Genomic DNA, 21,627 nt, shown 5'->3' with positions numbered 1-21,627 from the left:
GGCTATAGAAGCTGAGGCATAGACGGAAGTTCAGCTTTTATCAGCGCATTTCACGAAATTTTCACGAAGCAAAGCTTCGCACAACTCCGGGACGTTTCCAAAGTGTCGGTAGGATATTTCTTAGGTGATACAGGTCACCACTGGTCCAGAACTGTGCAGGCTCAGGATCGCCAACGGCCAGCAGGTCGCGCTCACCCAATAAGCGTTTGAGCTGGCGCGCCACGGCGGCGCCGGTATCAATGAGGATGATGCTGGGGGGCAGCATCTGCGCCAGCAGTGGCTTGAGGAAGGGATAGTGGGTGCAGCCCAGGATGATAGTGTCGCAACCGGTGCTGATCAGCGGCTCGACATAGCCCTGCAAAAGCTGGTGCAAGACAGCACTGTTCAGGTCGCCGGTTTCGATCAACTCCACCAGGCCCGGGCACGGCTGGGTAATCACCCGCACATCGGTGGCGAAGCGGTCGAGCAAGGCGGCGAACTTGGCGCTTTGCAGGGTGCCGGTGGTGGCGAGCACACCGACGACGCCACTGCGCGTGGCAGCAGCGGCGGGCTTGACCGCAGGCTCCATGCCGACCAACGGCCAATCGGGGTAGTCCTGGCGCAAATCGGCAACGGCGGCGACGGTGGCCGTATTACAGGCAATCACAAATGCCTTGGCGCCCTGCTCGCGGAAAAATTCAGCGACGGAACGGGAACGCTCAAGAATGAATGCCGGAGTTTTTTCGCCATAGGGAATATGCCCACAGTCGGCCACATACAACAGTGACTCATGGGGCAATAATCGCTGGATTTCCTCCAGCACCGTCAGGCCACCAATGCCGGAGTCGAACACACCGATGGGCGCGCCCTTAACCATGCTGGGGCCCGCAGACGCTGCAGCCCGGGTCACGCTTGACGCGCAGCTCGCGAAAGCGCGTGGTCAGGGCATCGATCAGCAACAGCCGGCCCACCAGTGGCTCGCCAAAGCCCGCCAGCAGCTTCAAGGCTTCCAGCGCTTGCAAGCTGCCGACCAGGCCCACTAACGGCCCGACTACCCCGGCTTCGCTGCAGGTCAGCTCGGTGTCGCTGCCGTGCCCGTATAAACAGTGGTAGCACGGGCTGTCGGCGCGCCGTGGATCGAACACCGACAATTGCCCCTCCAGGCGAATCGCCGCGCCACTGATCAACGGCTTGTCGGCGGCGACACAGGCAGCGTTGACCGCTTCGCGGGTGGAGAAGTTGTCGCTGCAATCAAGCACCACGTCCACTGCGGCGACGGCGGCGGCCAGCGAGTCGGCATCCAGCGCGGTGCGATGGGCGACCAAGGTGATTTCAGGGTTGATCGCGCTTAGGCGACGCAGGGCCGAATCGACCTTGGTCTGCCCTACGCTGTCGGTGTCATGGATGATCTGGCGTTGCAGGTTGGTCAGGTCGACCGTGTCAAAGTCGGCCAGGTGCAATTCGCCTACGCCGGCGGCGGCGAGATACAGCGCAACCGGTGCGCCCAGGCCACCCAGGCCAACGATCAGCGCGCGACTCTGTTTCAGGCGCAACTGGCCTTCAACGTCGACATGCTGCAACAGAATCTGCCGGCTATAGCGCAACAGCTCCTGGTCGGTCAGCACGGGCGGCGTCCCAGGCTGATGCGTTCGTGACCGCCAAGGTCAATGCGGCTGTGCAGGTTTTCGAACCCCTGGTCCAGCAGCAATTCACGCACGGCCGCAGCCTGGTCGTAGCCATGCTCGAGCAGCAACCAGCCACCGGCATTCAGATGGGCCGGGGCTTGCTTGATGATCAGGCGCAAATCGTCCAGGCCATCGTGGCCCGCCACCAGCGCGCTGGCCGGCTCGAAACGCACGTCGCCAGCCACCAGGTGGGGGTCATTGTCGGCGATGTAGGGTGGGTTGCTGATGATCAAGTCAAAACTGTGGCCTTGCAAAGCGCTGAACCAATGGCTGTTCAGCACCGTGGCGTTGTGGAGGTGCAGGCGCTGGCGATTGCGCTCGGCCAGGGCCACGGCTTCCAGCACGCGGTCGACGGCCGTGACCTGCCAGGCCGGGCGTTCGCTGGCCAACGCCAAGGCGATGGCGCCACTGCCGGTGCCCAGGTCGAGGACGTTGGCGGGCGTGGCGGGCAGCAATTCCAGGGCGGCTTCCACCAGCAGTTCGGTTTCCGGACGCGGGATCAGCGTGTGCGGCGCGACCTCCAGGTCGAGTTTCCAGAAACCTTGCTGGCCTAGAATATACGCCACCGGTTCGCCGCTGCGGCGGCGTTGCAGGTAGCCGGCAAAGGTCAGGGCATCTTCGCTGCTGACGATCTTTTCCGGCCAGGTATGCAAGTAGCTGCGCGATTTGCCCAGGGCAGCAGCCAGCAGCAGCTCCACATCCAGGCGTGCAGTCGGCGAATCGGGCAGGTCGGCGGCGCGCAGCAGGCTGGCAATAATGGTCATTTATTCACCTATCGCCGCCAATTGATCAGCCTGGTATTCGGCAAGCAACGGCTCGATCACCGCATCCACGCCACCGGCGAGAATCTCGTCCAGGGAGTAAAGGGTCAGGTTGACCCGATGATCGGTGACCCGGCCCTGGGCAAAATTGTAGGTACGGATACGCTCGGAGCGGTCGCCCGAGCCCACCAGCAGCTTGCGCTCGCTGGCAATCGCGTTGGCGGCGGCGCTGGTCTGCTGGTCGTTCAGCTTGGCCGATAGCCAAGACATGGCCCGCGCACGGTTCTTGTGCTGGGAGCGTTCTTCCTGGCACTCCACCACGATGCCCGACGGCAAGTGGGTGATACGGATTGCCGAATCGGTCTTGTTGACGTGCTGGCCTCCCGCACCGGATGAGCGGTAGGTATCTACGCGCAAGTCCGCCGGGTTGATCTCGATGGCTTCCTGCTCGTCCGGCTCGGGCAGCACCGCGACAGTGCACGCCGAGGTGTGGATACGGCCCTGGGATTCTGTCGCAGGGACACGTTGTACGCGGTGGGCGCCGGACTCGAATTTCAGCTTGCCATAGACGTTGTCACCTTCGACCCGGGCAATGACTTCTTTATAGCCGCCGTGTTCACCTTCGTTCTCGGACAGGATCTCGACCCGCCAGCCGCGTCGTTCTGCATAGCGCGAGTACATGCGAAACAGATCGCCGGAGAAGATCGCTGCCTCGTCGCCACCGGTGCCGGCGCGGATTTCGAGATACACGTTGCGCCCGTCGTTGGGGTCCTTGGGCAGCAGCATGCGTTGCAGGTCGCTTTCCAGCTCGGCGAGCTTTTCCTTGGCTTCGCGGACTTCTTCCACGGCCATTTCACGCATGTCCGGGTCGCTGTCCTTGAGCAGCGCCTGGGCGCCTTCGAGGTCGGCCTGCACTTTCGTGAGGCTTTTATAGGTAGCCACAATGGGCTCAACTTCTGCGTATTCCTTTGAATAAGCACGGAACTTGGCCTGATCGGAAATGACCTCGCCATCGCCGAGCAAGGCGGTCAGTTCTTCGAAACGGTCCTGGAGCACGTCCAGTTTATTGAGCAGTGACGCTTTCATTGCGATTTTTTATCCGAAGAGCTGTCTGACGCGCCCTCACCGAGGGCAAAGAGTTCCTGGGCCATGGCCAGCGCATCGAGGCGGCCTTCGGCAGTAAGCTTTTTCAACTGGACGCTGGGAGCGTGGAGCAGCTTGTTGGTCAGGCCACGGGCCAATTGCATCAGCACCTCTTCGGCGCCGCTGCCGTTGGCCAGCATCCGCTGGGCCTTGAGCAACTCTTCATCACGCAGGCGTTCGCCCTGCTGACGATACGCCTTGAGCACATCCACCGCCGCCAGTTCACGCAGGCGCACCATGAAATCTTCGGCGCCGGTGCTGACCATTTCCTCGGCGGCCTGGGCGGCGCCCTGGCGGCTCTTGAGATTCTCGGCCACCACCTCATGCAGATCGTCGACGCTATAGAGGTAAACGTCGTCCAACTCTCCGACTTCGGGCTCGATATCCCGGGGAACGGCGATGTCCACCATGAAGATCGGCTTGTGCTTGCGCAGCTTCAACGCGCTTTCGACCGCGCCCTTGCCAAGGATCGGCAACTGGCTGGCGGTGGAGCTGATGACGATATCACTGCGTACCAATTCAGCCGGGATATCCGACAGCAGCACGGCGTGGGCACCGAACTGCTCGGCAAGGATACTCGCTCGTTCAAGGGTACGGTTGGCGACCACAATGCGTTTCACGCCCAGGTCATGCAGGTGACGGGCCACCAGGGTGATGGTTTCCCCGGCGCCAATCAGCAAGGCCTGGCTGCGCTGCAAATCGCTGAAAATCTGCTTGGCCAGGCTCACGGCGGCAAAGGCCACCGACACCGGGTTTTCGCCGATAGCCGTGTCGGTTCGCACCTGTTTGGCAGAATTGAACGTGGCCTGGAACAGCCGGCCCAGCAATGGGCCGACAGTGCCGGCCTCACGCGCCACGGCATAGGCGGATTTCATCTGGCCAAGAATCTGCGGCTCGCCCAGCACCAGCGAATCGAGACCGGCCGCCACCCGCATCATGTGACGAACTGCCGCATCCTCTTCGTGCACATAGGCACTGGCGCGCAGGTCATCGAGGCTCAAATGGTGATAATCAGCCAGCCAGCGCAGTACGACATCCGCGCAAAGATGTTCCTGCTCTATATAGAGCTCGCTGCGATTGCAGGTCGAAAGGATCGCAGCTTCGCGGCTGTCGGTGAGCCGGCAGAGCTGCTGCAGGGCCTCAACCAACTGCTCTGGCGTAAACGCCACGCGCTCGCGCACGTCTACGGAGGCAGTCTTGTGGTTAATACCGAGTGCGAGGAAGGCCATTCAATATCGCTGATGATGTCGGGAAGCCGACAATTGTCCTACTTCGAAAGATCCAGAACAACCACCGTCGTCTATTGTCCCTATACGTTATGCCTATAAATGCACCCTGCAGGAGCGAGCTTGCTCGCGAAAAACGCAGGAACACCGCTGAGTGTCAGGCTTCCCGCATTATCGTTGACGATATTCGCGAGCGTGCTCGCGCCTACAAAGGCAGCAATAGTCGTATTCAGAGTGCCCCGGTTATGTTTGACCGAAGGCTTGTGTCATGATGATCCGACCGCAGGTTAGTCGTCCTCTTCCTATATGAATAGATCTTCCGCGTTGCTCCTTGCTTTTGTCTTCCTCAGCGGCTGCCAGGCCATGGCACCCGTGTCGCCGGACGCTGCGCCGCCGGCGGAAGACAGCACCCCCGCCCCTGAAAAGCCCAAGGTTTATTCCTCGTTCAGTGAAGAAACGATCTACAGCCTGCTGACCGCTGAACTGGCCGGCCAGCGCAATCGTTTTGATATCGCGCTGGATAATTATGTGACCCAGGCCATCAACACCCAGGACCCGGGCATCTCCGAGCGAGCGTTTCGCATCGCCGAATACCTGGGCGCCGACCAGGCTGCGCTGGACGCTTCGCTGATCTGGGCGAAAAACGCCCCGAATGATCTGGAAGCCCAACGTGCAGCTGCCGTGCAACTGGCGCGTGCAGGACGCTATGACGACTCCATGGTCTATATGGAGAAAGTCCTGCAGGGCAAGGGCGACACACATTTCGACTTCCTTGCGCTGTCGGCCGCCGACACCGACCAGGACACGCGCAATGGCCTGATGAAAAGTTTCGACCGCCTGCTGCAAAAACACCCGAAGAACAGCCAACTGGTGTTCGGCAAGGCCCTGTTGTTGCAACAGGATGACGAAGCCGACGCCGCACTCAAGTTGCTGGAGCAAAACCCGCCGGAAGACGGCGAGATCGCGCCGATCCTGCTGCGCGCGCGCCTGCTGCAAAACCTCAACCGCGGCAAGGAAGCGATTCCGCTGCTGGAAAAAAGCATCAAGAAGTACCCGGATGACAAGCGCCTGCGCCTGACTTACGCACGCATGCTGGTGGAGCAGGACCGCATGGAGGACGCCAAAGTGCAGTTCGCCAACCTGGTCCAGCAATACCCGGACGACGACGAACTGCGTTATTCCCTGGCACTGGTCTGCCTGGAAGCCAAGGCCTGGGACGAGGCCAAGGGCTATCTGGAAGAACTGATCGAACGCGATAGCCACGTGGACTCGGCGCACCTGAACCTCGGCCGCATTGCCGAAGAGCGCAACGACCCGCAGGCCGCCCTGCTGGAATACGCCCAGGTCGGCCCCGGCAACGACTACCTGCCGGCCCAACTGCGCCAGGCTGACATCCTGATGAGCAACGGCCGTACCGACGAGGCAGAAAAACGCCTGGCCGCGGCCCGCGATGCCGAGCCGGACTACGCTATCCAGTTGTACCTGATCCAGGCCGAGACCTTGTCGGCCAACAAGCAGGGCGAACGCGCCTGGAAGCTGCTGCAACAAGCATTGCTGCAATATCCTGACGATTTGAACCTGCTGTACACCCGCGCCATGCAGGCGGAAAAACGCAATGACCTGGCCCAGCTGGAAAAAGACCTGCGGCTGATCATCAAGCGCGACCCGGACAACGCCATGGCACTCAATGCCCTGGGTTACACCTTGTCCGACCGCACCACGCGCTATGCCGAAGCCAAAGTGTTGATCGAGCAAGCCCACCAGCTCAACCCGGAAGACCCGGCCGTGCTCGATAGCCTGGGTTGGGTGAACTATCGCCTGGGTAACCTCGACGAAGCCGAGCGTTTGCTGCGCCAGGCACTGGAGCGTTTTCCCGATCAAGAAGTCGCCGCACACCTGGGCGAAGTGCTCTGGGCTAAAGGCAAGCAACGCGAAGCGCGACAAATCTGGGAAAAATTCCTCAAGGAACAACCCGAAAGCCCCATCCTGCGCGGCACCATCAAGCGCCTGACCGGATCCGAGACCCTTTAAGCTTATGTTCTTGCGCCACATTATTGTTTTCAGCTTCATCGCCTTGCTCGCCGGTTGCGCGGGCATAGGCAGCCGCGAATCCGTTGAAGGCCAGGGCAACCCGACCCAATGGAAACAACACAAGGACCAGTTGAGCAGTATCGATGGCTGGCAGATCGAGGGCAAAGTCGGAGTTCGTGCGCCGAAAGACTCCGGCAGCGGTACCCTGTTCTGGCTGCAACGCCAGGATTATTACGATATTCGTCTCTCGGGCCCGCTGGGCCGGGGCGCGGCGCGCCTGACCGGCCGACCGGGGCAAGTGAGCCTGGAAGTGGCCAACCAGGGACGCTACGAAGCGACCTCCCCGGAAGAACTGCTGGAGCAGCAGATCGGCTGGAAGCTGCCTGTCTCGCATCTGGTCTGGTGGGTACGCGGCTTGCCGGCGCCCGATAGCAGGAGCCGCCTGAGCCTCAACGGCGACAGCCGCCTGGCCACGCTGGAGCAGGATGGTTGGCAGGTGGAGTACTTGAGCTACGTTGAACAAAGCGGTTATTGGCTGCCCGAACGCATCAAGCTGCACGGCACCGACCTTGACGTCACGCTGGTAATCAAGGACTGGCAACCGCGCAGGCTGGGGCAATAACGTGACCACCGCTCGTCTAGAAAAGCAGGGCCTGACCCTGCCCTCCCCGGCCAAACTCAATCTGATGCTGCACATCCTCGGGCGCCGTGAAGACGGTTACCACGAGTTGCAGACGCTGTTTCAATTCCTCGACTACGGCGATGAGCTGACCTTCGCCGTACGCGACGATGGCGTGATCCAGCTGCATACCGAATTTGAAGGCGTGCCCCACGACAGCAACCTGATTGTGAAGGCTGCGAAAAAACTTCAGCAACAAACTGGCACCTCGCTCGGCATCGATATCTGGATCGACAAGATCCTGCCCATGGGCGGAGGTATCGGTGGAGGCAGCTCAAATGCCGCGACCACATTGCTGGGCCTCAATCACCTGTGGCAACTGGGCTGGGACCACGACCGCCTGGCTGCACTGGGCCTCACACTGGGCGCCGACGTCCCGGTTTTCGTGCGTGGGCACGCCGCGTTTGCCGAAGGCGTGGGGGAGAAACTCACCCCTGTAGAGCCCGAAGAACCTTGGTATGTCGTGCTTGTGCCGCAAGTATCTGTAAGTACAGCAGAAATTTTTTCAGATCCGTTGTTGACACGTAACTCTTCTCCCATTAAAGTGCGCCCCGTTCCCAAGGGAAACAGTCGAAATGACTGCTTACCGGTTGTAGCAAGGCGTTATCCAGAAGTACGTAACGCTTTGAATTTGTTAGGTAAATTTACCGAAGCAAAATTAACCGGAACTGGAAGTTGTGTGTTTGGGGGCTTCCCAAGCAAAGCTGAAGCTGATAAAGTCTCGGCCCTTCTTACAGAGACCCTTACAGGGTTTGTAGCAAAGGGAAGCAACGTTTCGATGTTGCATCGCAAGCTGCAAAGTCTGCTCTAAAAGGAATCGAGTGCTGGGCACTCGTTGCAACAGATACAGGGGCGTCGCCAAGCGGTAAGGCAGCAGGTTTTGATCCTGCCATGCGTTGGTTCGAATCCAGCCGCCCCTGCCATTTTCTAATACTCATCCAGGTTACCCTCAGCCTCTAGGTACTGCGCGTGTCCAAGATGATGGTCTTTACGGGGAATGCCAACCCCGATCTGGCTCGGCGTGTCGTACGTCAGCTGCATATCCCTCTCGGTGACATCTCTGTCGGTAAGTTCTCCGACGGCGAAATTACTGCCGAGATCAATGAAAATGTCCGCGGTAAAGACGTCTTCATTATTCAGCCGACCTGCGCTCCGACCAACGATAACCTGATGGAACTCGTCGTGATGGCTGATGCCTTCCGCCGCTCCTCAGCGACTCGAATCACAGCTGTAATCCCTTACTTTGGTTATGCCCGTCAGGATCGCCGTCCGCGTTCCGCACGTGTGGCTATCAGCGCGAAAGTCGTTGCTGACATGCTGACCGTGGTGGGTATCGACCGTGTTCTCACGGTTGACCTGCACGCTGACCAAATCCAGGGGTTCTTCGATATTCCGGTAGATAACATCTACGGCTCCCCCGTCCTGGTGGATGACATCGAAGACCAGCGCTTTGAAAACCTGATGATCGTGTCCCCGGACATTGGCGGCGTCGTGCGTGCACGGGCTGTTGCCAAATCCCTGGGCGTGGACCTCGGGATCATCGACAAACGCCGTGAAAAAGCCAATCACTCTGAAGTGATGCATATCATCGGTGATGTCGAAGGGCGTACCTGTATTCTGGTTGATGACATGGTCGACACCGCCGGCACCCTGTGCCACGCGGCCAAAGCCTTGAAAGAGCACGGTGCGGCAAAAGTCTTCGCCTACTGCACACACCCTGTGCTGTCGGGCCGAGCGATCGAGAACATCGAGAACTCTATGCTGGACGAACTGGTGGTGACTAACACCATCCCGTTGTCCGCTGCTGCTCAAGCCTGTTCGCGTATCCGTCAACTGGATATCGCACCGGTAGTTGCCGAGGCGGTTCGCCGCATCAGCAACGAAGAATCGATCAGCGCGATGTTCCGTTAAGGGTCAAACCTTCGGAGCACCTCACTGACGAAAAGCGCCCCGCCCCAGCATTCTGTTGGGGCGGGGCTTTTTTGCCCATATCGCCTTTAGCGCTGGTCGCAAACGCTGGGGCGAATGTGGTTATTTTGGAGATACAACATGAACGATTTTACCCTGAATGCTGAAGTGCGTTCCGACCTGGGGAAAGGTGCGAGCCGCCGCCTGCGTCGTCTCGCAAGCCTGGTTCCAGCTGTAGTCTACGGTGGCGACAAAGCCCCTGAGTCCATCAGCATGCTGGCCAAAGAAGTTGCCAAATTGCTCGAAAACGATGCTGCCTACAGCCACGTTATCGAACTGAACGTTGGCGGCAAGAAGCAGAACGTTATCATCAAGGCCCTGCAGCGCCACCCTTCCAAGGGCCACGTACTGCACGCTGACTTCGTACGCGTTGTAGCCGGTCAGAAACTGACCGCTATCGTGCCTGTGCACTTTGTTGGTGAAGAAGCTCCGGTCAAGAAAGGTGGCGTTGTTTCCCACACTGCTACCGAGCTGGAAGTAAGCTGCCTGCCGAAAGACCTGCCTGAGTTCATCGAAGTCGACCTGTCGGCTGCGGAAATCGGCACCATCATCCACCTGTCCGACCTCAAGGCCCCTAAAGGCGTTGAGTTCGTTGCACTGGCTCACAACGACGACAAGGCTGTTGCCAGCGTCCACGCGCCACGTGTTGTAGCAGAAGATGAAGCAGGCGAAACCGCTGCAGAGTAATGCTCTCTGCAACGAAAGGAGCTTGAGGAACATCGCGGACCGAAACGTAGCGAGAAAGCGGGCGATAACGCGAAGTTTATCTCTGGATAAGTGAGCTCCTGTCGTCCACTTTCGCCGCACGCCGGTGTAGCGATGTTATCCACAACTCCAAAGGAAGGGCCCCTGTCGTGACTGCCATTAAACTGATCGTTGGCCTGGGAAATCCAGGCGCCGAATACGAACAGACCCGGCATAACGCAGGGGCCCTTTTTGTTGAGCGCATCGCCCACGCCCAAGGCGTCAACCTTGTGGCCGATCGCAAATATTTTGGCCTGACCGGGCGCTTCTCGCACCAGGGTCAGGATATTCGTCTGCTGATTCCCACCACCTACATGAACCGCAGCGGCCAGGCTGTCGCGGCGCTTGCGGGCTTCTTCCGGATCAAACCCGAAGAAATCCTGGTGGCCCATGACGAACTGGACCTGCCACCCGGGGTTGCCAAGCTCAAGCAAGGCGGCGGACATGGCGGGCACAACGGCCTGCGTGACATCATCGCGCAGTTGGGCAATCAGAATACTTTTTACCGCCTGCGGCTCGGCATTGGCCACCCAGGCGTTGCCAGTATGGTTTCAAATTTCGTCCTGGGTCGTGCGCCACGCGCCGAACAGGAAAAACTCGATGCCAGCATCGATTTTGCCCTCGGCGTGCTGCCGGATATCTTCGCCGGTGAATGGAACCGCGCGATGAAAAACCTGCACAGCCAGAAGGCCTGACTCTTACCCGAGGGGAAACACCATGGGATTCAATTGCGGCATCGTCGGCCTGCCCAACGTCGGCAAATCCACCCTGTTCAACGCCCTGACCAAGTCCGGTATCGCGGCAGAGAACTTCCCCTTCTGCACCATTGAGCCCAACAGCGGTATCGTGCCGATGCCGGACCCACGCCTGGAGGCATTGGCGGCGATCGTCAACCCCAAGCGCATCCTGCCGACCACCATGGAATTCGTCGACATCGCTGGCCTGGTCGCCGGCGCCTCGAAAGGCGAAGGCCTGGGCAACAAGTTCCTGGCCAACATCCGTGAAACCGACGCCATCGCCCACGTGGTCCGCTGCTTTGAAGACGAGAACGTGATCCACGTCTCCAACAGCGTCGACCCGAAACGCGACATCGAGATCATCGACCTGGAATTGATCTTCGCCGACCTCGACAGCTGCGAGAAGCAGCTGCAGAAAGTCGCACGCAACGCCAAGGGTGGTGACAAGGATGCCGTGGTCCAGAAGGGCCTGCTGGAGCAGTTGATCGCTCACTTCACCGAAGGCAAGCCGGCACGCAGCCTGATGAAGACTATGGGCACTGACGAGAAGGCTGTGATCAAGGGCTTCCACCTGCTGACCACCAAGCCGGTGATGTACATCGCCAACGTTGCCGAAGACGGCTTCGAGAACAACCCGCTTCTCGATGTGGTCAAGGCCATCGCCGAGGAAGAAGGCGCCATCGTCGTTCCGGTGTGCAACAAGATCGAAGCGGAAATCGCCGAGCTCGATGACGGCGAAGAAAAAGACATGTTCCTCGAGGCCCTGGGCCTGGAAGAGCCTGGCCTGAACCGTGTGATCCGTGCCGGCTACGAGATGCTCAACCTGCAGACCTACTTCACCGCCGGTGTCGAAGAAGTCCGCGCCTGGACCGTCAAGGTCGGTGCGACTGCGCCACAGGCTGCCGGCGTGATCCACACCGACTTCGAAAAAGGCTTCATCCGCGCCGAAGTCATCGCCTATAACGACTTCATCCAGTACAAGGGTGAGGCTGGGACCAAGGAAGCCGGTAAATGGCGTCTTGAAGGCAAGGACTATATTGTCAAGGATGGGGATGTCATGCACTTCCGCTTCAACGTGTAAGTAGACCTGTAACCCCTACACCGGACAAAAAAAGCCGATGCATTGCATCGGCTTTTTTGTGGCTGCTTGTTTCAATATTCGAAACAAGTGCAAATTCAACGTATGAAAAAATTACTTAACCAGGACTCTAAAACAACTTATCCACCTAATCCCCCCGTCTTTAAGTTTTCTCCTACGCTAAATACACTATAACCACCAAAAAACCACTTGAACAAAGCAGCGCGCTGGAATAGTTGATATTTCTCACGTTATTTTTCAGCCTTTTCACATTAACAGACACGATGACTTTTTGGATTATTTAGGCTCTACTGGCTGCACGCCAACAGCGTTCTATCAACAGTGAAGTGATAGCGATAGTGGAGCACCTGGACTATGTCAGCTTCTTACACAATAACAAATGAGACATACCTCCCCTCCGTTGAAGCCTTGGACATCGAGCGTACGCTTAAGAGTACCGCCGCGCTCGATATCGATATTTTATTACTGGGAGAAACCGGCACTGGCAAGGATACCCTGGCCCAGCGGGTCCATCGCTTGTCGGGGCGACGAGGTCATTTTGTCGCAGTCAACTGCGCCGCCATCCCGGAAAGCCTTGCAGAGAGCCAACTATTCGGCGTCAACAGCGGCGCCTACACGGGAGCAGTGCAGTCACGCGCGGGGTTTATCGAAGCCGCACATTTGGGCACCTTGTATCTGGATGAAATCGACAGCATGCCGCTTTCCATGCAGGCCAAGCTGCTACGTGCGCTGGAGTCACGAGGCGTCGAACGCCTGGGCTCCACCCGGTTCATCCCGGTAGACATGCGAGTCATCGCCTCTGCGCAGCAATCCTTGCATGAGATGGTCGAGCAAGGGAGGTTCAGGCGCGACCTGTATTTTCGCCTGAGCGTGGTGAACATCAATCTTCCTCCGCTGCGCAACCGCCGCGACCGAATCGTCCCGTTGTTCCTGAATATGATTCAAGAGGAAGCCAAGCACTATAAGTGCCTGGCCCCAGACCCTTGCAGCGAACTGGTCCAACAGTTGCTGTGCCACCCTTGGCTGGGGAATGTGCGTGAACTGCGCTCCACTGCCAAGCGATTCGTGCTGGGACTGGCGCCGCTATCTGGCTCACCCTCGAACGCGACAAACGAGCCAACGAACCTGAAAGAACGCCTGCAACAAATCGAGAAAGCCCTGATTGAAGAGGCTTTGCGTCGCCATTCCTACTGCGTGGACGAGGTGGCGGCGGAGTTGGGCATGGCGAAGCGAACGCTCTACTATCGGATGAAACAGTTAGACATACAGTAGCGCATAGCCCAGCCGATATGCACCGAAGAAACCTCCAGACACATCCTTCAAGTAAAAATCGGAACCATATTCAAGCCTGAGCCACATAAGTACGAGCCTGATATATTTAGTGGCTATTGGAAGCGCCAATATTGTCACTAGAAAACAGGGCTCAAACATCATGTCTTAAATAACGGGAGTTTTACTATGAGCAGTATCTCTGGTGCCAGCGCAAACACCTACCAGCCCCCTATCCAAAGCTCCGGCGGCGGAGAAAACGAAGACCTTAAAGCAGAAAGGAAAGCAGCGGCCCGCGAATCTTTGAAGGATAGCATCGAGGCCTTCAAGATCACTGAGAAGAAAAAGAACATCGACGCGATACGTTAAGTAGCTTGACCGCCCTTTATCACTAAAGGGCGGTTCTGCCCAGGAGGTCTATATGAAAATAGAAGTCGACGTATTACGCGAATATCAAAACGGCCTAACAGCCCGCAAGCCCCCTACCCCATCTACGCACTACAGCGAAGATGTGAGCTTTTTCCGCTCGCAATTGGAACCTTCGATGCAACGGGTTACCGCCGCACCATCATCGAATGCCCTGACCGATGCTTTGCAGCATCTGGACAAGGCGAAAAGTGGCATGAGCAAAGGCCTCAAGGACTTCAACAATGAGTTCAAGGAAAAAAATCGACTCAACTATGCCTCCCATCTTTCAGACTCAGTACTGCTGACCCAAACCCTGGTGAAGTGCGTCGGCAAGGGTGCGCAATGCCTCGAAAAAGTCAGCAACCTACAGTAGGAAAAAATGATTCGTTTTCTGTCTATCGGATTAATTTTCTCGCTGACGCTGATACTGGGCGGCTGCGGCGAAAGTGTCGAACTGCATCGCCAACTGTCCGAACAGGACGCCAACGAGGTCATCGCGGAGCTGGCTGACAAACACATACGCGCACAAAAAGTGCCTGCCAAGGACGGTGTGGTGATCCGGGTCAACGTAGCCGACATCAGCCGCGCCGTTCGCACGCTGGAGGCCGTAGGGCTGCCCAAGGTTGCCCGCGCCACAATGGGGGATACCTTCCGCAAGGAAGGCGTCATCTCCACACCGCTGGAAGAGCGTGCCCGATACATCTACGCCCTGTCCCAGGAGCTGGAGGCGACCCTGTCGAACATCGATGGCGTCATCGTCGCTCGTGTGCACGTAGTGCTGCCCGAACGCGTGGCTCCCGGTGAGCCCGTCCAACCCGCTTCCGCCTCGGTGTTCATCAAGCATGACCCGCGATTGGAGCCCGACAGTATCAGGGCCCGTGTACGCAGGATGGTAGCCAGCAGTATTCCCGGCATGAGCACTGCACTGGATAACGCCCAAAAGCTCACGGTCGTTTTTGTGCCGGCGGCGGTCTATCAGGAACAACAACGGTTGATCTATTTCGGCCCTTTCCTGGTCCCTGAGGACGACGTTAGTTTTTGGCGCACCAGTATTGGCCTGTTGATTACCGGCGCGATACTGATGCTGGTCGCTGCGCTGTTCTGGCGCATAAGGGGACAACGTTCAAAGCCAGCTGTCGCCCCGGCTCAATTGACGGATGAGTGATCACCTCGCTTGGGCACAATGGTGGGCCAGCCCCTGGCTATCTTCGCACCCGGAGGCAACCAGCACCCACGCCTATGACGCAGTGCGGCCCTTGTGTCGCAGCCGGCCCGGGCTGGCATGTGCCGCCTTGGGCATAGAGCCGTGCCTGCCTCCTGCCCCCTGTGCAACGGTGCTTGGCTTGGCACTGGCATCACCGGAGCAGATAGATCTGGCAATAGCGCTACTGGACCTCACGTGCCATCCCAACCTCGACAGCCCCTTGTGCGACGAACACCGCAAGTGGTGCGAACGCCTTGCCAAGGCTCTGCATCCCGGGGCCTTGCTGCAACCGGACGACGATCCACTGCAATTGCTGCGGGCCTGGGTCGAGCCTGCTGTCTGGCAGCGTCTGCGGTTGCGCCTGGTCCCCCATCGGGTGCAGGCAATTGAAAGGACATACCTGTCACTTGACGACGCCCATGGCCGGCTCAATACGCTTTGGCAAGCCATTGTCTGGCGTATCGCCGCAACGCATAGCGAACTCACCCATCGTTAACTGCAAAAGAACGGAGCCTTGTCCATGCTGACCCTGCGCAGAATTGAGTTGCACAACGGTGCCCCCGGGCAGCCAAAGGTTTTGATTACCCGGGAGATGCTTGCCGACTGCTCGCGGGCCGGGCAGCTACTGGGTAGCGCCCAGGCCCAAGCCGAAGAACTCTTGCACCAGGCGGCCGAACATCGCGAAGAATTGCTTGAACAGGCCAGTCTCGACTTCTGGTCACGGGCCAACGCGCAGCTCAGCGCCTGGGAGCGCCAACGCCAGGCGATGTGCGACAACCTTGAGCACTACGCCACCTCCATTGCCAACCAAGCCTTCCACTGCCTGTTGGAGGAAGTGCCTCAGCCCCAACGCCTTTCGGCATTGATTAAACAGCTGGTAGCGACGCAAATCCCCCCGATCAAGGCAACGCTGGTTTGCCACCCCCTTGAACACGATCACATCGCCCAAGCCCTGGCCAAACTGAACTCTACGCTTTGGAGGCTTCGTCCTGATGACCAGGTCAAACCTCAAACATTGCTGTTGGAAACAGACGAAGGCGACTTCCGCATCGACTGGGCATCAATGCGCGAAATTCTGTTTGCGAGCGCGTAGGAAACATCAACGAAAAAGCGATGAAGGCCGCGATATCTTTAAAAAACATGTCCGCCGATGGAACTGGTGGCAAACAACCCGCCACACAGTTCAGACACATCTGGAGTAAAACTCATGGACTTCTACGGAAACCTGAACACTCACCTGTTGAAGCAGGTTCAATCTGATACCAAGCGTGTGAATACCGCCTATAAAGACACGGAAGCATTCGATGGCGACATCGAGTATTTCAGCGATCTAGTGAAACAACAGAAACTCTCCATCATCGCTTTCAACGAACAAGTCCGCTCCAGGCATACGCTGCTCAAGACAGCCCTGGATGGTGTGCAGTAAGTTGCACGCACTCATTGGCGGCTGGTTAAACGGCCACGAAGAGCAGCTCAAATTGTTCGAGAATGACGACGAAATCAACCTTCTGCGCGTCTCGAACAAACTGCTGATAGAGGTCCAGTTGTCCAGGACGGGCGCGGACAACGCCTCGCTGCAAACCTGGATGCGCCTGGGAGGCCCCAGCCTGAGCTATTTCCAGGGCGCACTGGCGCAGTCACCTGCCACCGGCACGCTTTGGCTTGTTCAATGTGTGGAGTTGCAACACGGCGAACAGCCCGCGAAGTGCCTCGAATCCCTTCTTAACCAACGCGACACCTGGCGCGCCATCGTTGCACGCCAGGCCCGGCCTGCACGTGCATTCGTCCCCACGTCACTGCGCTCGATACCGCATTAACCAGAGACCTTCCCATGCCTGATAAAATCGACAAGCACAAACGCTTGCGCCCTCACCTATCTACTGCCACCCGTCGCGCCGCCTGGGGCTGGCTGATCCTGCTGCCCGGATGGCTGTTGCCACTGGGCAGCACGCTGGCCGCCATTCCGCCCGAATGGAAAAACACTGCCTACGCTTATGAAGCACAGCACAAGCCCGTACGCGAAGTGCTGGAGGATTTTGCCCAGACGTTTGGTACGCAACTTCAAGTCGAGGGCCTGCTCGAAGGTAACGTCAACGGCAAGATACGCGCCAACACGCCGCAATCATTGCTCGACCGGCTCGGGGTCGAGCACCGTTTCCAATGGTACATGTACAACAACACACTCTATGTCAGCACCCTCGACCAGCAAGATTCCGCGCGCCTGGAGGTCTCTTCCGAGACCATTTCCGATCTCAAGCAGGCGCTCACCGACATAGGTCTGCTCGATAGTCGTTTCGGCTGGGGCGAGTTGCCGGAGGACGGTGTCGTATTGGTCTCAGGCCCCAAGGTTTATATCGAACAGATCAAGCGATTCAGCAGCCAGCGCCGTTCCGCGGATGAAAAACAGAGCGTGTTGAGCTATCCGCTGAAATTCGCCAGCGCGGCGGATCGCCAGATGGAATACCGTAACGAAAAAATCATCATCCCCGGTGTGGCCACCATGCTCCGAGGGCTGCTGGAGCCGCGCTCAACCTCGATGCCTTCGGCGCAGACTCAACGTTCCACCACGCAGCCCCCGTTCGTCACCTCCATGACCCCACGCCTGGGCAATCCGTTGTTGGGGCAAATGCTCGGTTCGTCCGCGACAAACGCGGTGAACGGCTCGCCCGATGCAGGCATGTCAATCACCCCGCGAGCCCCCGTGAGCCCAGCCCGTATCCGCGTCGAAGCCGACTTGCGCAATAACGCCATCCTGATTTATGACGTGCCGGAACGGCAGGCGATGTACCGAGAGCTGATTACCCAACTCGACGTGGCACGCAAACTGGTGGAAATCGATGCGATCATCCTCGATATCGAGCGCACGCAACTACGCGAATTCGGTGTGAAGTGGGGCTTTCAGAACAGTCGCTTCAGTGGTGGAGCCGATGTGGCTCCCGGCAACACTCAGCTGACCATTAGAAACCGTGACCGCTTCGAGGCTGACATACGTGCGCTGGAGGCCAAGGGCCTGGCAACCATGGTCTCCAATCCGTCAGTGCTGACGCTGGAAAACCAGCCTGCAGTGATCGATTTCAACCGAACCCAATACCTGTCTCGCGGCAGGGAAAACGCAACGATTCTACCGATTACCGTAGGGACCAGCTTCCAGGTAGTGCCACGCGTGATTACTAGCCGTGGAGGCCACCAAATCCAGCTGCTGGTAGATATCGAGGACGGTAACTTCGAAGAAGCCGACCCCACCCCCGACAGCTTCGATGTGCGCCGAGGCAAGGTCAGCACCCAGGCCATCATGGCGGAAAAACGCTCACTGGTAGTCGGCGGTTTCCATGTCACCGAAAGCACGGACAGACTCAGCAAGGTACCGCTGCTGGGTGATATCCCGCTATTAGGCAAGGCACTGTTTTCCTCGACTGAACGACAGAACAATCGGCGTGAACGCTTGTTCATCCTCACGCCCCGCGTCATTGGCGACCAGGCCGACCCGTCACGCTACTTGCCGCAGGCCGACCAGGTCGAATTGCAGGCCGCTCTCGCGCCACTGGTCAGGCGCTATGACCCTCACCAGCCGGTGATCAAGCGCAGCGACATTATCAGCGCCCTGGCGCACCTGGTCAGCGGGGAAGTGCCCAAGGCCTTCAAGGCAGCGCCGATGCCACTGGGGCTGAACACATTGTGCAGCACTCGCAACTTGCTGGCGCTGAACACCGAACGCAGCCAGTGGTATGCCGGCCCGCAGTACAACGTGGCAGTGGTGGTGCTGCGCAATCAGTTCAACCGCAATGTGCGTATCGACGAAAAGGAATGCAGTAATGCACAAACCCTGGCCGTCAGTGTCTGGCCACGGGCCTGGCTCAAGCCAGGCGAAGAAGCAGAAGTGTTCATCGCCATGCGCCCGGTGGTGAAGGATGAACACCTCAGCGTGCCCCGCCCCTCTCTGATCACTCCAACCCAGAAGGCCAAGCCATGAAACACCGCTTGCTATACGCCTCCCTGATCGGCGCGGCGCTGCTCGTCGCCGGTTGTACACCCACTTGCAAGGGCGACTCCTGCTCACGCCCCCAATCGACCAAGGATAAGCTGGTGATCTGGTGGCCGCCGCAAATGCGCGTCGAACCCGGCCCTGCTGGGGAACGGGCGGACTATCAGACGGTGTCGCTGGAACGATGAGCACCCAAGGAATGCCGGACGATCAGCGCCAGGTCTTCCTCGACAGCCTGGTGGGCGGCTCTGCCGCTCACCTGGCACTTGCCCCAGGCGTGACAGTCAGTGGCATGCAGGCCGGAGCCTGCCAAGGACTGGCCCTGCACGTGACACGCGAAAAATTGCGACCGTTACAATTACAGCAGGTGCTGGAGCGCCGTTTCGAGCAAGCCGTGGCATTCGATGGTTGCTTCATCTACATCGACGCACAGGACGCCCTGGTGATCTGGCATGCGCTGCCCCCGCAGCGCAACCTGTTCGACAGGACCTTAAGCCGAATGTTGTCGCTGGCCAATCTTGCAACCCTGGATGCGCCCCCCCAACGTTAGTCAACGTAGATCAAGCTCTGGCAACTCCAGGGTCTCACGCTTGGCTTCATCATCAAGCTCGCGCAGGGTACGGTAGATCAACGCTACGGCTTGCAAGGTTTCACGAGGAATATTCGCCCCCAGCTTCTTCGTATACAGCGTACGTGCCAACCAGACACACTGGATCACGGGCACATCCGCCCTCTTGGCCCGGGCGATCAACGCACGGGCATCATCATCGGTACCTTTCTCCACCAACAGCGGTAGCGGCGTTTCGCCGGCGCGGTAATACAAGGCCACGGCAAAGTGCGTCGGGTTGACCACCAGCATGTCGGACTCCTCCAGCTTGGGCAGCTTGACCTTAGGCTCCTCCTGGGCCAATTGCTGTGCCAAGGCGCGGCGCTGCCCCTTCACATGCGGGTCGCCTTCCATATCCTTGTACTCTTTGACGACTTCCACTTGGGTCATGCGCATGCGCTTGGCGAAGAAGTACTTCTGCATGGTCAGGTCAATAAGCGCCAGCACCAGCAATAACCCCAGGCACGCATGCAGCAAATGGCGGAACAAAGCGATCAATGCCAGGATGTAGCTCTGCAGGTCGCTGGTGGCCAGGTTGATCAATACGCCCAGGGAAGGCCAGATCACCACGTACAGGATCAGGCCCAGGAGTGCCGCCTTGACTACACTCATCAACAGGTTCATCAACGACTGTACAGAGAACATTTGCTTGAGTTGATTGAGCGGATTGAGACGGTTGAAATCGAGCTTGAGGGTGTCCGGGGCGAACAGGATCCCAAACTGCATCCAACTGCTGACCAGCTTAGTGATAATCGCCACCGCAGCCATCAGCAGGGCGAATGAGAAGAACATCATCACGCTTTCGACCATCACTTCTTCCAACGCCTGCGGGAAAGGCAGGGTCGAGCGTGAAATCGGCAATAACATCAACTGCTGGAAACGTTGCAGGCTGGTCTCGGCGGTGAACAAGGCGATTTCAGTGATGGCCGTCAGCACCAGCAACTTACCTACATCCTGGCTTTGGGCGACCTGCCCTTTCTTACGCTGATCACGCAGTTTCTTGGCTGACGCGGGGTGCTTTTTTTCCCCTGAATCACTCATGGCACCGAGACCTTGAACATTACTCCCAGGGAGTGCTTGAGGTCGGTGAGCGAGCCCATGCGCCCGACGATCAGGTCCTGTAACAACGCAAAATACAGCAGCAGGATACCAATACCCGCCAGGCACTTGAGGGGCGGCGCCAAGGTACTCACTTGTAATTGCTGACTGTAGACCCCCAGCAGTGCAATGCCGAACTCCAACAACAGCAGTACCGCAATGAAGGGGGCGGCATAAAGCACCATGTGCGTGAACGTGTCCCCGAGCAGGTCGACAAATGTACTGAACCCATCGGCAGCGGGCAGCGGAAACCATACCGTCGGTGGCCACACCAGGTAGCTGTCCCAGATCACTTGGGTCAACGCTCCCAGCCCCAGGCTGGCCATCAACAGGAAAATCGCCAGTTGCTTGAACAAGTGCCCGACCGGCGTTGCATCCGGCCCCAGCGAGGGGTTGAGCTGGCCGCCCGCCAAGGCGCCACGCTGGTTATCCAATAGCGCACCAACCGACTCGAACATCCAGAACGGCATCGACAGCAATACGCCCATCAACATTCCCAGGGCCAGCTCTTTCAGAACCAACCCACCGATCATTAACGCAGAGAGCTCCTGGCCCTCCAGCACCGCATGAACAGCCGGCGCCGGCAGCAATGCGAGGACCATCACGATGGTGTGCCGGGGCATGCCACGTATGTGTTGGAAACAGAATGCCGCCACGAGAAAGGCACAGGGGTAGATACGCGCCATGGCGACCAGCAGGCTGGGCAAATACTCAAGATATAGCAGCACAGGCGAGACCTCAGTGCAGGGCCGAGCGACCGATCATGTCGAAGGTCACGTTCATGAGCTGGACCAGCTCCACACCGATCCAGCGACCGGTCATGATCAAGGTGATACCCACCGCCACCAGCTTGATACCGAAAGGCAGCGTCTGGTCCTGCACTTGCATCAGCGCTTGCACAAGGGACGTAAGGACCCCCACCACCACCGCCACAATCAGCGGCGGCGCCGTCAACATAACCACCAGCAGCATGCCCTGCTTGAACAGTACGATCGGTTCCATAGGCC

General features: G+C 58.5%; 26 protein-coding genes and 1 tRNA gene. 19 read left to right on the top strand and 8 right to left on the bottom strand.

Going from position 1 to position 21,627, the window contains the following annotated elements; translation table 11 throughout:
• Window positions 1-61: 61 nt before the first annotated feature.
• Genes murI through hemA form a run of 5 tightly spaced genes read right to left on the bottom strand, consistent with a single transcriptional unit; the run spans window position 62 to window position 4,797 of the window.
• Window positions 62-856: a glutamate racemase gene (murI, locus tag TU73_RS20875; RefSeq protein ID WP_057013812.1), complete on the bottom strand. Its 795-nt coding sequence runs from the start codon at window positions 854-856 to the stop codon at window positions 62-64.
• A complete protein-coding gene (locus TU73_RS20870; protein WP_057013811.1) occupies window positions 849-1,604 on the bottom strand; it encodes a molybdopterin-synthase adenylyltransferase MoeB in 756 nt (251 codons plus the stop codon). Before TU73_RS20870 ends, murI begins: the two co-directional genes overlap by 8 nt.
• The gene (prmC, locus tag TU73_RS20865; RefSeq protein WP_057013810.1) at window positions 1,598-2,428 is read right to left on the bottom strand and encodes a peptide chain release factor N(5)-glutamine methyltransferase; all 831 of its coding nucleotides are present in this window, start codon (window positions 2,426-2,428) and stop codon (window positions 1,598-1,600) included. The genes TU73_RS20870 and prmC overlap by 7 nt, the downstream gene beginning before the upstream one ends.
• On the bottom strand, window positions 2,429-3,511 hold the full coding sequence (prfA, locus tag TU73_RS20860) for a peptide chain release factor 1 (RefSeq protein WP_057013809.1): 1,083 nt from the start codon (window positions 3,509-3,511) through the stop codon (window positions 2,429-2,431).
• Window positions 3,508-4,797, bottom strand: coding sequence for a glutamyl-tRNA reductase (hemA, locus tag TU73_RS20855; protein WP_057013808.1), 1,290 nt, complete (start codon window positions 4,795-4,797; stop codon window positions 3,508-3,510). The genes prfA and hemA overlap by 4 nt, the downstream gene beginning before the upstream one ends.
• A gap of 303 nt (window positions 4,798-5,100) precedes the next feature.
• Here hemA and TU73_RS20850 point away from each other — a divergent pair, with 303 nt between their 5' ends.
• The 19 genes from TU73_RS20850 (at window position 5,101) to TU73_RS20760 (ending at window position 19,465) form a co-directional block, all read left to right on the top strand.
• A complete protein-coding gene (locus TU73_RS20850; protein WP_057013807.1) occupies window positions 5,101-6,825 on the top strand; it encodes a tetratricopeptide repeat protein in 1,725 nt (574 codons plus the stop codon).
• A 4-nt stretch (window positions 6,826-6,829) separates the two neighbouring features.
• Window positions 6,830-7,447 carry a lipoprotein insertase outer membrane protein LolB gene (lolB, locus tag TU73_RS20845; protein WP_057013806.1) on the top strand — a complete coding sequence of 206 codons (618 nt, stop codon included), beginning with the start codon at window positions 6,830-6,832 and terminating at the stop codon, window positions 7,445-7,447.
• Window positions 7,448-7,511: 64 nt separating this feature from the next.
• Window positions 7,512-8,315, top strand: a complete 804-nt coding sequence (ispE, locus tag TU73_RS20840; RefSeq protein WP_057013897.1) for a 4-(cytidine 5'-diphospho)-2-C-methyl-D-erythritol kinase — start codon at window positions 7,512-7,514, stop codon at window positions 8,313-8,315.
• A 37-nt stretch (window positions 8,316-8,352) separates the two neighbouring features.
• A tRNA-Gln gene (locus TU73_RS20835) sits at window positions 8,353-8,427 on the top strand.
• 46 nt (window positions 8,428-8,473) lie between these two features.
• The gene (locus tag TU73_RS20830) at window positions 8,474-9,415 is read left to right on the top strand and encodes a ribose-phosphate pyrophosphokinase (RefSeq protein ID WP_003208392.1); all 942 of its coding nucleotides are present in this window, start codon (window positions 8,474-8,476) and stop codon (window positions 9,413-9,415) included.
• Window positions 9,416-9,553: 138 nt separating this feature from the next.
• Window positions 9,554-10,159, top strand: a complete 606-nt coding sequence (locus tag TU73_RS20825) for a 50S ribosomal protein L25/general stress protein Ctc (RefSeq protein ID WP_043049236.1) — start codon at window positions 9,554-9,556, stop codon at window positions 10,157-10,159.
• A 167-nt stretch (window positions 10,160-10,326) separates the two neighbouring features.
• Complete coding sequence (gene pth, locus TU73_RS20820) at window positions 10,327-10,911, top strand: aminoacyl-tRNA hydrolase (RefSeq protein WP_057013805.1); 585 nt, start codon at window positions 10,327-10,329, stop codon at window positions 10,909-10,911.
• Window positions 10,912-10,933: 22 nt separating this feature from the next.
• The gene (gene ychF, locus TU73_RS20815; protein ID WP_046070818.1) at window positions 10,934-12,034 is read left to right on the top strand and encodes a redox-regulated ATPase YchF; all 1,101 of its coding nucleotides are present in this window, start codon (window positions 10,934-10,936) and stop codon (window positions 12,032-12,034) included.
• Window positions 12,035-12,406: 372 nt separating this feature from the next.
• Window positions 12,407-13,324: a sigma 54-interacting transcriptional regulator gene (locus tag TU73_RS20810; protein WP_057013804.1), complete on the top strand. Its 918-nt coding sequence runs from the start codon at window positions 12,407-12,409 to the stop codon at window positions 13,322-13,324.
• Window positions 13,325-13,510: 186 nt separating this feature from the next.
• Window positions 13,511-13,690: a hypothetical protein gene (locus tag TU73_RS20805; protein ID WP_057013803.1), complete on the top strand. Its 180-nt coding sequence runs from the start codon at window positions 13,511-13,513 to the stop codon at window positions 13,688-13,690.
• A 52-nt stretch (window positions 13,691-13,742) separates the two neighbouring features.
• A complete protein-coding gene (locus TU73_RS29395) occupies window positions 13,743-14,102 on the top strand; it encodes a hypothetical protein (RefSeq protein WP_231984747.1) in 360 nt (119 codons plus the stop codon).
• 6 nt (window positions 14,103-14,108) lie between these two features.
• Complete coding sequence (sctJ, locus tag TU73_RS20795) at window positions 14,109-14,894, top strand: type III secretion system inner membrane ring lipoprotein SctJ (protein WP_057013801.1); 786 nt, start codon at window positions 14,109-14,111, stop codon at window positions 14,892-14,894.
• 169 nt (window positions 14,895-15,063) lie between these two features.
• Window positions 15,064-15,429 (top strand): type III secretion protein, encoded by a 366-nt coding sequence (locus tag TU73_RS28555; RefSeq protein ID WP_231984748.1) that lies wholly within the window; start codon window positions 15,064-15,066, stop codon window positions 15,427-15,429.
• Window positions 15,430-15,453: 24 nt separating this feature from the next.
• Window positions 15,454-16,026, top strand: a complete 573-nt coding sequence (gene sctL, locus TU73_RS20785) for a type III secretion system stator protein SctL (RefSeq protein WP_057013799.1) — start codon at window positions 15,454-15,456, stop codon at window positions 16,024-16,026.
• 114 nt (window positions 16,027-16,140) lie between these two features.
• Complete coding sequence (locus TU73_RS20780) at window positions 16,141-16,359, top strand: hypothetical protein (protein WP_046070775.1); 219 nt, start codon at window positions 16,141-16,143, stop codon at window positions 16,357-16,359.
• A gap of 1 nt (window position 16,360) precedes the next feature.
• On the top strand, window positions 16,361-16,750 hold the full coding sequence (locus TU73_RS20775; protein ID WP_057013896.1) for a type III secretion system chaperone: 390 nt from the start codon (window positions 16,361-16,363) through the stop codon (window positions 16,748-16,750).
• A gap of 14 nt (window positions 16,751-16,764) precedes the next feature.
• Window positions 16,765-18,903, top strand: coding sequence for a type III secretion system outer membrane ring subunit SctC (gene sctC / locus TU73_RS20770; RefSeq protein ID WP_057013798.1), 2,139 nt, complete (start codon window positions 16,765-16,767; stop codon window positions 18,901-18,903).
• The gene (hrpT, locus tag TU73_RS20765; protein ID WP_057013797.1) at window positions 18,900-19,103 is read left to right on the top strand and encodes an HrpT family type III secretion system protein; all 204 of its coding nucleotides are present in this window, start codon (window positions 18,900-18,902) and stop codon (window positions 19,101-19,103) included. The genes sctC and hrpT overlap by 4 nt, the downstream gene beginning before the upstream one ends.
• A complete protein-coding gene (locus TU73_RS20760) occupies window positions 19,100-19,465 on the top strand; it encodes a transcriptional regulator (protein ID WP_082642643.1) in 366 nt (121 codons plus the stop codon). The genes hrpT and TU73_RS20760 overlap by 4 nt, the downstream gene beginning before the upstream one ends.
• On the opposite strand, the gene sctU is transcribed toward TU73_RS20760, so the two are convergent.
• The 3 genes from sctU to sctS are packed head-to-tail and all read right to left on the bottom strand — an operon-like array spanning window position 19,466 to window position 21,622.
• A complete protein-coding gene (sctU, locus tag TU73_RS20755) occupies window positions 19,466-20,563 on the bottom strand; it encodes a type III secretion system export apparatus subunit SctU (protein ID WP_057013796.1) in 1,098 nt (365 codons plus the stop codon).
• Complete coding sequence (gene sctT / locus TU73_RS20750) at window positions 20,560-21,348, bottom strand: type III secretion system export apparatus subunit SctT (RefSeq protein ID WP_057013795.1); 789 nt, start codon at window positions 21,346-21,348, stop codon at window positions 20,560-20,562. Before sctT ends, sctU begins: the two co-directional genes overlap by 4 nt.
• 10 nt (window positions 21,349-21,358) lie before the next feature.
• Window positions 21,359-21,622, bottom strand: a complete 264-nt coding sequence (gene sctS, locus TU73_RS20745) for a type III secretion system export apparatus subunit SctS (RefSeq protein ID WP_057013794.1) — start codon at window positions 21,620-21,622, stop codon at window positions 21,359-21,361.
• Window positions 21,623-21,627 lie beyond the last annotated feature (5 nt).

Origin of the sequence: Pseudomonas libanensis (genome assembly GCF_001439685.1) — a bacterium.
Taxonomy (GTDB): Bacteria; Pseudomonadota; Gammaproteobacteria; order Pseudomonadales; family Pseudomonadaceae; genus Aquipseudomonas; species Aquipseudomonas libanensis.
Note: the sequence above shows the minus strand (reverse complement) of the source record. Positions and strands in the feature narration are given on the sequence as shown.

What these genes read in the sequence shown, in the direction of transcription:
- prfA (WP_057013809.1), bottom strand. Translation starts at nt 3,511, where the DNA reads ATGAAAGCGTCACTGCTCAATAAACTGGACGTGCTCCAGGACCGTTTC.
- TU73_RS20760 (WP_082642643.1), top strand. Translation starts at nt 19,100, where the DNA reads ATGAGCACCCAAGGAATGCCGGACGATCAGCGCCAGGTCTTCCTCGAC.
- sctL (WP_057013799.1), top strand. Translation starts at nt 15,454, where the DNA reads ATGCTGACCCTGCGCAGAATTGAGTTGCACAACGGTGCCCCCGGGCAG.
- TU73_RS20810 (WP_057013804.1), top strand. Translation starts at nt 12,407, where the DNA reads ATGTCAGCTTCTTACACAATAACAAATGAGACATACCTCCCCTCCGTT.
- ispE (WP_057013897.1), top strand. Translation starts at nt 7,512, where the DNA reads ATGCTGCACATCCTCGGGCGCCGTGAAGACGGTTACCACGAGTTGCAG.
- hrpT (WP_057013797.1), top strand. Translation starts at nt 18,900, where the DNA reads ATGAAACACCGCTTGCTATACGCCTCCCTGATCGGCGCGGCGCTGCTC.
- sctU (WP_057013796.1), bottom strand. Translation starts at nt 20,563, where the DNA reads ATGAGTGATTCAGGGGAAAAAAAGCACCCCGCGTCAGCCAAGAAACTG.
- ychF (WP_046070818.1), top strand. Translation starts at nt 10,934, where the DNA reads ATGGGATTCAATTGCGGCATCGTCGGCCTGCCCAACGTCGGCAAATCC.
- lolB (WP_057013806.1), top strand. Translation starts at nt 6,830, where the DNA reads ATGTTCTTGCGCCACATTATTGTTTTCAGCTTCATCGCCTTGCTCGCC.
- sctJ (WP_057013801.1), top strand. Translation starts at nt 14,109, where the DNA reads ATGATTCGTTTTCTGTCTATCGGATTAATTTTCTCGCTGACGCTGATA.
- prmC (WP_057013810.1), bottom strand. Translation starts at nt 2,428, where the DNA reads ATGACCATTATTGCCAGCCTGCTGCGCGCCGCCGACCTGCCCGATTCG.
- sctC (WP_057013798.1), top strand. Translation starts at nt 16,765, where the DNA reads ATGCCTGATAAAATCGACAAGCACAAACGCTTGCGCCCTCACCTATCT.
- TU73_RS29395 (WP_231984747.1), top strand. Translation starts at nt 13,743, where the DNA reads ATGAAAATAGAAGTCGACGTATTACGCGAATATCAAAACGGCCTAACA.
- TU73_RS20850 (WP_057013807.1), top strand. Translation starts at nt 5,101, where the DNA reads ATGAATAGATCTTCCGCGTTGCTCCTTGCTTTTGTCTTCCTCAGCGGC.
- TU73_RS20825 (WP_043049236.1), top strand. Translation starts at nt 9,554, where the DNA reads ATGAACGATTTTACCCTGAATGCTGAAGTGCGTTCCGACCTGGGGAAA.
- hemA (WP_057013808.1), bottom strand. Translation starts at nt 4,797, where the DNA reads ATGGCCTTCCTCGCACTCGGTATTAACCACAAGACTGCCTCCGTAGAC.
- sctS (WP_057013794.1), bottom strand. Translation starts at nt 21,622, where the DNA reads ATGGAACCGATCGTACTGTTCAAGCAGGGCATGCTGCTGGTGGTTATG.
- TU73_RS20780 (WP_046070775.1), top strand. Translation starts at nt 16,141, where the DNA reads ATGGACTTCTACGGAAACCTGAACACTCACCTGTTGAAGCAGGTTCAA.
- murI (WP_057013812.1), bottom strand. Translation starts at nt 856, where the DNA reads ATGGTTAAGGGCGCGCCCATCGGTGTGTTCGACTCCGGCATTGGTGGC.
- TU73_RS20805 (WP_057013803.1), top strand. Translation starts at nt 13,511, where the DNA reads ATGAGCAGTATCTCTGGTGCCAGCGCAAACACCTACCAGCCCCCTATC.